The sequence below is a fragment of the Pseudomonas oryzae genome (genome assembly GCF_900104805.1).
Taxonomy (GTDB): domain Bacteria; phylum Pseudomonadota; class Gammaproteobacteria; order Pseudomonadales; family Pseudomonadaceae; genus Geopseudomonas; species Geopseudomonas oryzae.
Genome location: NZ_LT629751.1, coordinates 194758 through 207567 on the forward strand (window position 1 = coordinate 194758; position 12810 = coordinate 207567).

The 12810-nt window shown below is 70.2% G+C and carries 11 protein-coding genes; 2 read left to right on the top strand and 9 right to left on the bottom strand.

The features are described 5' to 3' along the window. Window positions 1–46 precede the first annotated feature (46 nt). The 8 genes from pyk to BLT78_RS01035 form a co-directional block, all read right to left on the bottom strand. Window positions 47–1498 (bottom strand): pyruvate kinase, encoded by a 1452-nt coding sequence (gene pyk, locus BLT78_RS01000; RefSeq protein ID WP_090347199.1) that lies wholly within the window; start codon window positions 1496–1498, stop codon window positions 47–49. A gap of 120 nt (window positions 1499–1618) precedes the next feature. Then, a complete protein-coding gene (locus BLT78_RS01005) occupies window positions 1619–2539 on the bottom strand; it encodes a universal stress protein (protein ID WP_090347200.1) in 921 nt (306 codons plus the stop codon). 148 nt (window positions 2540–2687) lie between these two features. Beyond that, window positions 2688–4019, bottom strand: coding sequence for a DUF58 domain-containing protein (locus BLT78_RS01010; RefSeq protein WP_090347201.1), 1332 nt, complete (start codon window positions 4017–4019; stop codon window positions 2688–2690). Continuing rightward, entirely contained in the window at window positions 4016–5107 is a 1092-nt protein-coding gene (locus BLT78_RS01015; protein WP_090352069.1) for an AAA family ATPase, read from the bottom strand. Before BLT78_RS01015 ends, BLT78_RS01010 begins: the two co-directional genes overlap by 4 nt. Continuing rightward, the gene (locus tag BLT78_RS01020; RefSeq protein ID WP_090347202.1) at window positions 5107–6279 is read right to left on the bottom strand and encodes a DUF4350 domain-containing protein; all 1173 of its coding nucleotides are present in this window, start codon (window positions 6277–6279) and stop codon (window positions 5107–5109) included. The genes BLT78_RS01015 and BLT78_RS01020 overlap by 1 nt, the downstream gene beginning before the upstream one ends. Then, the gene (locus BLT78_RS01025; protein WP_090347203.1) at window positions 6276–7835 is read right to left on the bottom strand and encodes a DUF4129 domain-containing protein; all 1560 of its coding nucleotides are present in this window, start codon (window positions 7833–7835) and stop codon (window positions 6276–6278) included. Before BLT78_RS01025 ends, BLT78_RS01020 begins: the two co-directional genes overlap by 4 nt. A gap of 79 nt (window positions 7836–7914) precedes the next feature. After that, window positions 7915–8883: a stage II sporulation protein M gene (locus BLT78_RS01030; RefSeq protein WP_090347204.1), complete on the bottom strand. Its 969-nt coding sequence runs from the start codon at window positions 8881–8883 to the stop codon at window positions 7915–7917. Then, window positions 8880–9587 (bottom strand): RDD family protein, encoded by a 708-nt coding sequence (locus tag BLT78_RS01035; RefSeq protein ID WP_090347205.1) that lies wholly within the window; start codon window positions 9585–9587, stop codon window positions 8880–8882. Before BLT78_RS01035 ends, BLT78_RS01030 begins: the two co-directional genes overlap by 4 nt. A 115-nt stretch (window positions 9588–9702) precedes the next feature. Between BLT78_RS01035 and sbcB the strand changes: the two genes are divergently transcribed. Beyond that, window positions 9703–11136, top strand: coding sequence for an exodeoxyribonuclease I (gene sbcB, locus BLT78_RS01040; protein ID WP_090347206.1), 1434 nt, complete (start codon window positions 9703–9705; stop codon window positions 11134–11136). 126 nt (window positions 11137–11262) lie between these two features. On the opposite strand, the gene mvaT is transcribed toward sbcB, so the two are convergent. Next, window positions 11263–11649 carry a histone-like nucleoid-structuring protein MvaT gene (gene mvaT / locus BLT78_RS01045; RefSeq protein ID WP_090347207.1) on the bottom strand — a complete coding sequence of 129 codons (387 nt, stop codon included), beginning with the start codon at window positions 11647–11649 and terminating at the stop codon, window positions 11263–11265. Window positions 11650–11905: 256 nt separating this feature from the next. On the opposite strand from mvaT, the gene purU reads away from it, so the two are divergent. Then, entirely contained in the window at window positions 11906–12757 is an 852-nt protein-coding gene (gene purU / locus BLT78_RS01050) for a formyltetrahydrofolate deformylase (protein ID WP_090347208.1), read from the top strand. The last annotated feature ends 53 nt before the right edge of the window (window positions 12758–12810 follow it).

Consider the following 12810-nt stretch of genomic DNA (forward strand, 5'->3'; position numbering starts at 1 on the left):
AAGCAGAAGGCCGCCCGAGGGCGGCCTTCTACATGTGCGGTGCCGGTCAGGCCAGCGGCTCGCCGACGTGGAGGATCTTCAAGGTGTTGGTGCCGCCGATGGTGTCGTAGCTGTCGCCCTTGCTCATGATCACCCAGTCGCCCGGCTCGACCACGCCGCGCTTGAGCAGCTCGTCGACCGCGGCCTGGCTGACCTTCTCCGGCGGCAGTGCCGCGGCGTCGAAGGGGATGGTCTGCACGCCGCGGAACAGGGCGACGCGCGCCTGGGTCTCTCGGTGCGGCGAGTAGGCGAAGATCGGCACCGAGGAGCGGATGCGCGACATGATCAGCGGGGTGTAGCCGCTTTCGGTGAGGGCGATGATCGCCTTGACGCCGGGGAAGTGGTTGGCGGTGTACATGGCGGCCAGGGCGATGCTCTCGTCGCAGCGCTCGAAGCTCAGGCCCATGCGGTGGGTGGACTTCTGGCTGGTCGGGTGTTTCTCGGCGCCGACGCAGACGCGCGCCATGGCCTTGACCGCTTCCACCGGGTAGTCGCCGGCGGCGCTCTCGGCCGACAGCATCACCGCGTCGGTGTAGTCGAGCGCGGCGTTGGCCACGTCGGACACCTCGGCGCGGGTCGGCATCGGGCTGTGGATCATCGACTCCATCATCTGCGTGGCGGTGATCACCACTTTGTTCAGGCGGCGGGCGTGGGCGATGATCTTCTTCTGGATGCCGACCAGCTCGGCGTCGCCGATCTCCACGCCGAGGTCGCCACGGGCGACCATCACGCCGTCGCTGGCGCGGATCAGCGCATCCAGCGATTCGTCGTCGGCCACCGCCTCGGCGCGCTCGATCTTGGCGATCAGCCAGGCGTCGCTGCCGGCCGCGTCGCGCAGCTGGCGGGCGTAGTGCATGTCGGCGGCGTCGCGCGGGAAGGACACCGCCAGGTAGTCCAGCTCCATTTCGGCGGCCAGCCGGATGTCGGCCTTGTCCTTGTCGGTCAGCGCCGGCGCGGTCAGGCCGCCGCCGCGGCGGTTGATGCCCTTGTGGTCGGACAGCGGACCGCCGACGGTGACCTTGCACAGCAGCTCGCTGGCGGTGACCTGCTCGACCTGCATGATCACCCGGCCGTCGTCGAGCAGCAGCTCGTCGCCGACCTTGCAGTCCTTGACCAGGTCCGGGTAGTCGATGCCGACCACTTCCTGGGTGCCGGCGTCGCGCGGGTGGCTGATGGAGAAGCGGAACTCGTCGCCTTGCTGCAGCTCGATGCGCTTGTTGGCGAACTTGGCGATGCGGATCTTCGGGCCTTGCAGGTCGCCGAGCAGGGCGACGTGGCGATCGTGCTTGGCGGCCAGCTCGCGCACCAGGCGGGCGCGGGCCTTGTGCTCCTCGGGGCTGCCGTGGGAGAAGTTCAGGCGAGCGACGTTCATCCCGGCGAGGATCAGCTGCTCCAGCACTTGCGGCGAGCTGCTGGCCGGGCCGAGGGTGGCGACGATCTTGGTACGGCGAAAGGGCATCAGGGGTCTCCTGGTCGATAGCGGGGTAACGCCGGCGCTCCCGCTTGTGGCGGCGGGCGCCGGAGTGTTCGGTTGCAGCGTGCGGGCGGACGGCCCGCGGCGCGGAAAGAGCGGGGCGCCTCAGTTGGCGCCGGTCGGTTGCGGCTTGAGCACCAGCAGGTCGCAGTTGACGCCCTCAAGCACGCGCTCGGCGGTGTGGCCGATCAGTGCGGTGTCGAGGTGGCCGCGGGCGATGGCGCCCATCAGCAGCAGGTCGACGGCATTCTCCTCGACGAAGCGCGGCAGGGTTTCCTCGGCGAAGCCCTGCAGCAGGTGCGTGCGCGGCTTGGCGATGGCGTGACTGCCGAGCAGCTGCTCGAAGGCCTCGCGGTGACGCTCGCCGGTGCGCTCCACATAGTACTCGTAATCGGCCACCAGTTCGGCATCGAATACCAGGGTGCGCGGCAGCGGCGCATAGCTGTGCAGGAAATGCTCCTCCAGACCCAGCTTCTTGCCCAGCGTCTGCGCCACCTCGATCAGCTGGTGGTCGAGGGTCGCCGGCTTGTCGGCGCTGTGGGTCGGGTCGAGGGCCACGGCCATTTTCCGGCCGAGCCATTCGCCGTGCGGCTTGACCAGCCACAGCGGCGCCGGACAGTAGCGGATCAGCTGCCAGCAGGTGTTGCTGAGCAGCAGGCGGTGCAACAGGCCATGGCTGTGCGCGGTCTTCAGCACCAGGTCGGGTTTCAGCTCCTCGGCGCGGGCGATGATCATCTTGTGCAGCGGCTTGCCCCAGCGCACCTCGCTGGTCACCTGCAGGCCTTGCTGACGCAGCGGCGCGGCCAGTTGCTCCAGCCACTCCTTGCGTTGTCTGAGCAGCGAGTGGCGCGCCTTGTCCAGCGCCGGGGCGTCGAACAGCAGGCCGCTGTCCAGCGAGCTGTTGAACTCGCAGATCAGCAGCTCGAGGGCGGCGCCACTCTGCCGGGCGATCCAGGCCGCGCGTTCGAGCGCCGGTTGCGGATTCTGGGTGGGATCGATGATCACCAGCAGCTGGTGGAGTTGCATGACGGATTCCTCGGCCGGATAGGTGGAGACCCCAGGGCGCGCACGCCGGGGGTGGTCGGCTTGATTCGCTCAGCCTAGCGCCAGCGACAGTGGACATGCAAACCGGTGACGGCGGCGTGACAGAGCCCCCGGCGGCGCTGGTTGCGGCTCAGAATGTGCCGGCCGCCTTCCACTGCAGGTAGCGGTTGACCAGCTCGGGGCCCAGCTCGGCGGGACGCACGTCGAGCACCGGCAGGCCCTGGGCGGCGAGGCGCTCGTGCAGGGCGTCGCGGGCGGCGGCGTAGTCGACGCTGCCGCAGTAGGCCAGCGCCTGGCGATAGCTGTCCACCGGCTGCTGGCGCTGGCGGTCGAGCACTTCCTCGCGCAGGCTGGCGATCAGCAGGCGGTGGCGGCGGGCGATCTGCGCGGCGGCCAGCGGCAGCTGCTGGTCGTCCTCGTCGCGCAGGTTGCTGAGCAGCAGCACCAGCGCGCGGCGCGGCTGGCGCGCGAGCAGCTCGCCGGCGGCGGCCAGGTAGTCGCCGGGCAGGCGCCCAGGTTGCAGGTCGTAGACGCCGTTGAGCAGCGCGTTGAGCTGGCGCTGGCCCTTGGCCGGCGGCAGGTAGCGCGGGGTCTCGCCGGCGAAGGCCAAGAGGCCCACCGCGTCGCCCTGGCGCAGGGCGACGTGGGCGAGCAGCAGGCAGGCGTTGAGGGCATGGTCGAAGTGGCTGAGGTCGCCGTCCTGGCTGCGCATGCGCCGGCCGCTGTCGAGCAGGAAGATGATCTGCTGGTCGCGCTCGTCCTGATAGTCGCGGGCGATCGGCTGGTGCTTGCGCGCGGTGGCCTTCCAGTCGATCAGGCGCAGGCTGTCGCCCTGGCGGAACTCGCGCAGCTGGTGGAACTCCAGGCCGCTGCCGCGGCGCGGGCGCTGGCGTACGCCGAGGCGGCCGAGCCAGCTGTCCACCGCCATCAGCTGCGCGCCGTGCAGGCGGGCGAAGTCGGGATAGACGCGGCTGAGGCCGGGCAGCTCGACATGGCGGCGCGCCTGCCACAGGCCGAGGCGGCTGGGCAGGCCGATCTCGCAGCGGGCGAAGCGGCTGTCGCCGCGCTGGCGCGGGCGCACCCGGTAGCGCAGCTCGACGCCCTGTTCGCGTGGCAGGGGCACGCGCTGCGGCAGGCCCTGGAACTCCAGCTCCGCCGGCACATGGTCGAACACTTCCAGCCAGGGCAGCGGTTCGCCGCCGGGGGTGATGCGCAGCGCCACCTCGTTCCAGCGGTCCAGCGCCAGATGGCCGGGCAGCACGCGCTCCACCTGCGGCGCCGGCAGGCGGCGCAGCCACAGCGCATCGAGCAGCGCCAGCAGGCCGAGGCTGAGCAGCGCGACCTGCCAGGTACGCTGGCTCCAGGCGGGCAGGGCGACGCCGAGCAGCGGCAGGGCGCCGAGCAGGATGGCGGCCAGCAGCAGGGCGGCGCTCAGGCCGAGCAGGCGGGGCGTGGGTTTCATGAGCGCGGCGCGGCCACCTGGTCGAGCAGCTGGGCGAGCACTTGGTCGACCTCGCGGCCCTCGATCTCCAGCTCCGGCGCCAGGCGCACGCGGTGGCGCAGCACCGCCGGCGCGCAGGCCTTGAGGTCGTCGGGGGTGACAAACTCGCCGCCGCGCAGTAGGGCGCGCGCGCGCGCGCAGCGCACCAGGGCGATGGAGGCGCGCGGCCCGGCGCCGAATACCAGCCCCGGCCAGTCGCGGGTGGCGCGCACCAGGCGCACGGCGTAGTCGAGCACCTGGGCGTCGAGCGGCAGCTCGGCACAGATCTTCTGCAGCACCGGCACGTCGCGCTCGCGCAGCAGCGGACGCAGGGCGGCGACCTCGAGCATGTCGCTGCGCGCCGAGCGGGTCACCTGGCGCACCAGCTCCAGCTCCTCCTCGTGCTCGGGATAGTCCATGCGCAGCTTGAGCATGAAGCGATCCAGCTCGGCCTCGGGCAGCGGATAGGTGCCCTCCTGCTCGATCGGGTTCTGGGTGGCCAGCACCATGAATGGCCGCGGCACCGCCAGGGCGTTGCCCTCCAGGGTGACCTGGCGCTCCTGCATCACCTCGAGCAGTGCCGCCTGGGTCTTGGCCGGCGCGCGGTTGATCTCGTCGGCCAGCAGCAGGTTGGTGAACACCGGCCCCTGGCGCAGCTTGAACTGCTCGCTGGCCAGGTCGTAGACGGCGTGGCCGGTGACGTCGCTGGGCATCAGGTCGGGGGTGAACTGGATGCGCGCGAACTGGCCGCCGAAGCAGCGCGCCAGGGCGCGCACCAGCAGGGTCTTGCCCAGGCCGGGGACGCCCTCGATCAGCACGTGGCCGCCGGCGAGCAGGGCGCAGAGCACCTCGTCGATCACCGTCTGCTGGCCGATCAGCGCCTTGCCCAGTTCGTCGCGTACCGCCCGCACCAGCTGGGTGGCGCGCTGGAACTGGCTGACCGCCGGCTTGTCGGCGTTGGCGGCCGGTTCGGCCGGGGCCGCGGTTTCGGTCGGCGCGGGCGCGGCGGCGTGGCTGGCCGCGTCGCTGTCGACCGGATCGATGGGCTGGGTGGAGGATTCTTCGCTCATCATAGGGCATTCCTGAGTCGTTGCAGGTCGGCGACCTGGCGGGTGAAGCGGGCGGGATCCGGGTGCTGCTCGCCGAGCGGGCGCATGGCCTGGCGCACCAGGGCGGAGTCCAGGCGGCTGAGGCGGGTCAGCAGTTGCCACTGTTCGGTGACCGGCAGGCGCTCGAAGCCGGGATGGCGCTGGCGGGCGCGCTGGCGGATGTCGCCCTGCAGTTGGGCGATCAGCGTGGCGTGCCCCTGGTGGCGGGCGAGGAACTCGGCGCAGGCCAGCAGGTGTTCGCCGAGCTGGCGGCGCGCCGGTTGCGGGTCTGCCTGCAGCGGGCCGTGGCGCAGGCCGAAGTGCCAGAGCGCCAGGGCGATGAGCAGGGCGAGGGCCAGCAGGGCTGCGGGGAAGTGGCGCAGCAGCAGGGCGAGCAGATGCTCGGCCTCGAGGCGCTGCAGGAAGATCACCTCGCTGTCCTGGGTCAGGTACCAGAGCAGCCAGGCATGGTCGTGCGCGCCGATGCGCTCGTTGTGCCACAGGCCGGCGTCGCTGAGCACGGTGACCAGGCCGTCGCCCCAGGCCAGCTGCAGCAGATGGGTGGCCCGGGCGCTGCCGGCCCAGGCATGGGCGCGGTTGCCGGTGTCCTCGAGGTGGTAGCGGGTGTCGAAGGCGAAGTAGGCCGGCGCGTCCTCGTTCTCCAGGTACAGCCGGGTCAGCTGCGGCCAGGGATCGTCGGCCGCCTCGGCCGGCGCTTCCGCGTCGCTCAGGCTGCTGCTCGGCAGGCGGCGCACCTCCAGCAGGTCGAGCAGCAGGTCGTCGCTGCGCTGGCGCTGTTCGCTCCAGTTGGCCTGGGCCACCACGATCAGGTGGCCGCCGTTGGCGGTCCAGTCGAGCAGACGCTGGCTCTGCGCGGCGCTCAGCTGGCGGCGCGAGCCGAGCAGCACCAGGCTGTGCCCGGCGGCCGGGGTGTCGTCGAGGATGGCGGTGAGGTTGTCGGTGCGGCTGACCACCAGGTCGCGCTGGCGCAGGAACTGCTCGGCGGCCAGCCAGGGATTGGCGCGCGCCTCCGGCGCCGGGCCGAGGTCGACCAGGCGGCGCTGCGGGTCGAGTCGACCGAGCACGAGGGCGGCCACGGCGGCGAGCAGGCACAGGCCGGCGAGGATCAGCCACAGGCGTTGGCGGGCATTCATGCGGCCACCTCGGGTTTTTCGGCCGGGGCGGCGGCGAACCGGCGCCACTCGGCGCACAGTTCGGGACCGAGCTCGGCCGGCGGCGGTCGGCTGCCGTAGGCCAGCGCCTGCCAGGCATCGAGCAGACGGGCGGCGAAGGCGGCGAGCGCGGCATCGTCCAGCCGTTGCACCAGCACCAGCACTTCGCCCTCGGTGTGCGCGGCCCTGAGCGGCAGCCGACGCGCATGCAGCAGGTGGCTGAGCAGGCCGCGATAGAGCAGGGCGAGGGCGGCGCGCGGATCCTGCGGCCACAGCCGCTCGACCGCGGCGGGCAGGTCGGCCGGCAGGCTCGACGGGGCGACGGCGAGGCCGAACAGCTGCGCCGGCGGCGGGGCTGGCTGCGCCGTGCGCGGGGTGCGGCTGGCGAACAGGCGCAACCAGTCGCGATAGCGCCAGGCCAGCACGGCGGCGACCACCAGCAGGCTCCACAGCAGCGCCTCGACCAGCTGGGCGGCGCCCTGCAGCCACGAGGACGGCGGGACGCGCTCGCGTGACGTATTGTCCTCGCGTTGCGGCCAGCCCCAGTCGAAGCGCTCCTCGACGCGGTGGAATGGCGGCTGGCCGAGCAGCGCGCGGATCTCCGTCTGCGCCTGGCTGCTGGTCAGCGGCTGGCGGGTCAGGCGCGGCGCATCGGGGCCGGGGTTGTCTGCGCTGGGCAGCGGACAGAGCGCGCCGTCGGCACTGGCGGGCACCTCGGCCAGCGCCGGCGGGCTGGCCAGCAGCGGGCCGAGGCCGAGCGCGAGGGCAAGGAGCAGGGCCAGGCTGGTCTGGCCGAGGCGCTCGACCAGGCGGCGGAAGGCCAGTTCGAGGTCCCAGGCTTCCAGTTCGCTGCGCCGGTTGAGGTAGAGGCTGAAGCCGCAGGCGACGTAGATCGGTTCCCAGACCACCAGCACCAGGGCGTAGCAGGCGTTGCTCAGGTGCTCCAGCCACAGCAGTTCCTCGGGCGGGCGCAGCAGCAGGCCGAGCCAGTTGTCCGGATCGCTCAGTCGCTCCGGCAGGAACAGCCAGATCAGCAGCAGCAGGCCGCTCCACAGCAGCAGCTCGACATGCATGCCGAGCACGGTCAGCCAGCGCGCCACGCCGCTGCGCCGGCCGAGGTCATGCAGGCGCTGGCGGCGCGCCGGGCCGCGCAGGTTCTCCAGTTGCACCAGCGGCAGGGTGAAGCTGCGGCTGAGGCTGAAGCGCCGCCAGGTCAGGCTGGCCAGCAGCTCGCCGCGCAGCTGGGCGGGCCAGGCGCGCAGGGCCTGCCCCAGGCTGGGCGTGGCGCCGAACAGGGCGCGGGCGAGGATGTGCAGGGCCAGGCGCTCGAAGGCCGGCTTCAGCCACCAGAACAGCAGCAGGACCACGCTCGGCCAGCGCCACAGCAGCAGGCTGAGCACGGTCAGCAGCGGCAGGGTGAGCAGCGCCCAGCTGCCCAGCAGCAGGCCGGCGTGGCGCTGCACCAGATGCACGCCGAGGTCGACGGCCTCCCAGGGGCTGCGCGGGCGCAGGGTCGCTTCGGCGGAGCTCAGCGGCATGCCGGGTCCTGCCGAAGCGGCGGGCGGGCGAATGAAATGACGTTCACGACGACTCCCTGTGAGGCAAGACCTGTCCCGTTCAGCTGCGCCGCCCGCCGAGCAGGAAATAGGCGCCGACCAGCGCCCAGAGCGCGGCGCCGACGGCGTACTTCACCGCCGGGGCGAAGCGGGTGATCGACGACCAGTAGGCCTCGACGAAGGCGGCGATCAGCAACAGGCCGATCACCCCGGCGATCAGGCCGACGCAGTCCCTGGCCGCCGCGTGCAGCGCGGCGCGCCGGCTGCGCCGGCCGGGTATGAGCAGGGCGCCGCCCAGCTGCAGGCCGGCGGCGCCGGCGAAGGTTATGGCAGTCAGCTCGAAAGCGCCATGGCCGACGACGAAACCGAGGAAGGTTTCGTCGTAGCCGATGCGCAGCAGGTGACCGGCGATGGCGCCGATGTGCAGGCCGTTGCTGAGCAGGAAGAACAGCGAGCCGACGCCGAGCAGCAGGCCGCTGGCGAAGGTCTGAAAGGCGATGCCGATGTTGTTCATGATGTAGTAGCCGAACATCAGCCAGTCGTCGCCACTGCCGCGCTCGGACCAGGGGCCCAGGCGGCTGGCGTCGGGGTCGTACATCCGTTCCATGCCGGCGACCTGCTGCGGGGACAGCAGGCTGTAGATCAGGTCGGGGAACAGGTAGACCAGCAGGCCCATGAGCAGCAGGCTGCCGTAGAACAGCAGGCTGGCCAGCAGGATGCTGCGCCAGGCCGCGCGCACCTGGCGTGGGAAGCCGGCGAGCACGAAGGCCAGCAGGCGGGCGCCGAGCGGCTGGTTCGACCGGTACAGCTGCTGGTGGGCGCGCAGGTTGAGCCGCTGCAGGCGCTCGACCAGGCTGGCGCTGTAGGCGCGGCTCTCCGCCAGGGCCAACTGCTGGCACAGGCGCCGGTAGGCGGCGGCGAAGCTCGCCGCCTGCGGCCCGGCCGTGCGGCTCTTCTCCAGCTCGGCGAGACGCGTGTCCAGCGCCTGCCATTCGCCCTGGTGGCGGGCCTCGAACTGCGCCTGCTTCATGCGCTACCCCGCAGGCCGGCGGCGATGCGCTGCAGACGCACGGCCGCCTCGTCGGCCGGCACGCCGAGCAGCGGCGCGAGCAGGCCGGCCAGCTCGTCGCGGCGGGCCGGCGACAGGCTGCGCTGGCGCTCGTCGAAGTCGAGCAGGCTGCGCTGCTCCTCGGCGCTCAGGGCGAAGGGCGCGGCCAGCGGGGCAACCGGCTCCAGGACCGGGGGTTGCAGCGGACGCGGCTGGTGGATCACCAGGGTGCCGGCGGCGAGATCGCCGAGGCGCTGGAAGCGCGGGTTGGCCAGGCTGGCGAGCAGGCCGCAGCAGTAACCCAGCGGCAGCATGTCGACGAACCGCAGCAGGTTGCGCAGCAGCGCCGCGCCCCAGCCCACCGGCGTGCCGTCCTCGTGGACCACGCGCAGGCCGAGCAGCTGCTTGCCGGGCGAGCGGCCCTGGTTGAACACCTCGAACAGCACCATGTACCACCAGTTGAGCAGGAACAGCAGGATCAGGCCGAGGCCGATGCCCAGCTCGCCGAGCCGGCCGAGCACCAGCAGCACGCCGAGGCTCAGGGCGCCGCGCAGGGCGAGGTCCACGGCGAAGGCGCGCGAGCGCGCCAGCGGACCGGCCGGCGACAGCAGCAGGTCGACGCCCTCGGGCGTTTCCACCCGCAGGCGGGTGTCCAGCAGCGGGCTGGCGGGCAGGGGAGCGGGCATGGCGGCAAATGGCTCGGGAAAAGTGGGGATGCTAGCGAGGCGGCCTTGCCGACGGCAATGGTTTCGCCGCGCGCTGCGTTAGACTGCCGCAGTTCTTGAGCCTGGAGCCTGTCCCGTGACCGCAAGCATCTTCTGGTACGACTACGAAACCACCGGCATCGACCCGCGCCGCGACCGGCCGCTGCAGGTAGCCGGCATCCGTACCGACGAGGCACTCAACGAGATCGGTGCGCCGCTCAACCTCTATTGCCGGCCGAGCGACGACATCCTGCCGCACCCGATGTCCTGCCTGATCACCGGCATCGACCCGGCGCGGCTGGAACAGCAGGGCCTCGGCGAGGCCGAGTTCATGACCCGCCTGCACGCCGAGCTGGCGCGTCCCGGCACCTGCAGCGCCGGCTACAACAGCCTGCGCTTCGACGATGAGGTCACCCGCTACAGCCTGTACCGCAACTTCTTCGATCCCTACGCCCGCGAGTGGCAGGGCGGCAACAGCCGCTGGGACCTGATCGACCTGGTGCGCACCGCCTACGCGCTGCGCCCGCAGGGCATCGAGTGGCCGCAGGAAGAGGGCCGGGTCAGCCTGCGCCTGGAGAAGCTCACCGCGGCCAACGGCATCGAGCACGGTCAAGCCCACGACGCGCTGGCCGACGTGCGCGCCACCATCGCCCTAGCGCGTCTGCTGCGCGAGCGCCAGCCGCGCCTCTACGCGTGGTGCTACCAGTTGCGCAGCAAGCCGCAGGTACTCGAGCAGATCCGCCTGCTGCAACCCATGGTGCATATTTCCGGGCGCTTTTCCGCGCAGCGGCACTTCCTCTCCGTGGTATTGCCGCTGGCCTGGCATCCGCGCAATCGCAACGCATTGATCGTCTGCGATCTGCAGGCGGATATTGCGCCGCTCCTGGAGTTGCCCGCGGAAGTTCTCGCCAAACGCCTGTATACCCGTCGCGAAGAGCTGGGCGAGGATGAACTTCCGGTGCCGCTGAAGCTGGTGCAGATCAATCGCTGCCCGATTGTCGCGCCGCTGGCGGTATTGCGCCCGGAAGATCGCGAGCGTCTGGGCGTAGATATGCTGCAGTGCACTGCGCGGGCGCAACTGCTGGAGCAACAGCGGACAGTGTGGGCGGATAAACTGCCGCAGATCTTTGCCGAAAATGGTTTCGCGGCCAGCGCGGACCCGGAACAGCGCCTGTATGACGGCTTTATTGGCGACCGCGATCGCGGTCTGTGCGTGCAAGTGCGCGACAGCGATCCGCAGCAGCTGGCCAAGTACGCCGGGCAGTTCACCGATGAGCGTCTGGTCGAATTGCTGTTCCGCTATCGGGCGCGCAATTTCCCGCAAACTTTGAGCGAGGCCGAACAGTTGCGCTGGATGGAGTTCTGCCGTCTGCGCCTGAGCGACAGCAGTGCCGGTGCGCCGAATACCCTGGCGCAATTCGAACAGGCAATGGGCGAACTGCCGGGCGCTGCCGATCCCGCGCAACGGGCGTTGCTGGGGGCCTGGCAGGCCCATGCCCAGGGCCTGCGCCAGCGCTACGGGCTGGGCTGAAGCGCCCGGCGCCGTGCGCCGCGCCTTTTGCCGTGGGCGGGCCTGCCGCCGCAGGAATAAAGGCGGCACAATAAAAAACGCCAGCAGTGCTGGCGTTTTTTATTGTGCGAGCGGCAGGCTGGCAAATCAGCCGAGCAGGGTGGCCCAACCTTCGACGGTATCGGCGCCCCAGTTGGCTTTCCACTCTTTCAGGGTCTTGTGGTTGCCGCCCTTGGTTTCGATGACTTCGCCGGTGTGCGGATTCTTGTATTGCTTGACCTTGCGGGTACGCTTGGTCGGCGCTTCAACTTTGGCGGCGCGGGCCGGGCGGCCGGCCTTGGCGACTTTGCCTTCGGCATCGAGCAGGGCGAGGATATCCGGCAGGGACTTGCCATATTGGGCCATCAGCTCGCGCAGCTTGGCTTCGAAGTCCAGCTCCTTCTGCAGTTTGTCATCCAGCTTGAGGGCTTGCAGACGCTCCTGCAGTTGCTTGATGGCGGCTTCGGTCGAGCGGTATTCGTTGATCAGGGACATGTCGGTTACCTTGGGATAATTGGTCTGCAGGATCCGCAGTGGTGAACGAATAATAGACACAGGTATTTAACGAGTAAATAGCGGAGAAGACTTTCCGAACAATATGCGAAAAATAACGGCAGCTGTGCTGCGCAAGGAATGGAAGGCGGATTGCTTGCGCGTCACAACTCTGCAGCGCCAAGGGCGCTTCGGGATTGCTGTAGTTTTTCCTCCGGCTGGCTAGAATGCCCGCTTTCGATGTTTGCGGAGTTACCCCATGCGTACTTTCCGGTTGGTCATCGCCTGCCCTGACCGGGTCGGCATCGTGGCCAAGGTCAGCAACCTGCTGGCGACCTACAACGGCTGGATCACCGAGGCGAGCCACCACTCGGATCTGGACAATGGCTGGTTCTTCATGCGCCACGAGATCCGGGCCGACTCCCTGCCGTTCGATCTGGAAGGCTTCCGCCATGCCTTCGCGCCCATCGCCCGCGAGTTCGGCATGCGCTGGGAGGTCTACGACTCGGCGGTGAAGAAGCGCGTGGTGCTGATGGCCAGCCGCGAGTCGCACTGTCTCGCCGATCTGCTGCACCGCTGGCACAGCGGTGAGCTGGATTGCGAGATCCCCTGCGTGATCTCCAACCACGACGACCTGCGCAGCATGGTCGAATGGCACGGCATTCCCTATTTCCACGTGCCGGTCGATCCGCATGACAAGGCGCCGGCCTTCGCCGAGGTCAGCCGCCTGATCGCCGAGCACCAGGCCGACTGCGTGGTGCTGGCGCGCTACATGCAGATCCTGCCGCCGACCCTGTGCCAGGACTACGCGGGACGGGTGATCAACATCCACCACAGCTTCCTGCCCTCGTTCGCCGGCGCCAAGCCCTACCACCAGGCGGCCAAGCGCGGGGTCAAGCTGATCGGCGCGACCTGCCACTACGTCACCGAGGAACTCGACGCCGGCCCGATCATCGAACAGGACGTGGCCCGCGTCACCCACCGCCAGCAGGCCGAGGACATGGTGCGCATCGGCAAGGACGTGGAGCGTCGGGTACTGGCCCGTGGACTACGCTATCACCTGGAAGACCGGGTAGTGGTGCACGACAACAAGACCGTGGTATTCGACTGATTACGCCACCGAAAGCGGACTTCGCGGGGCGCCACGGACAGGCCGGGCGCCCT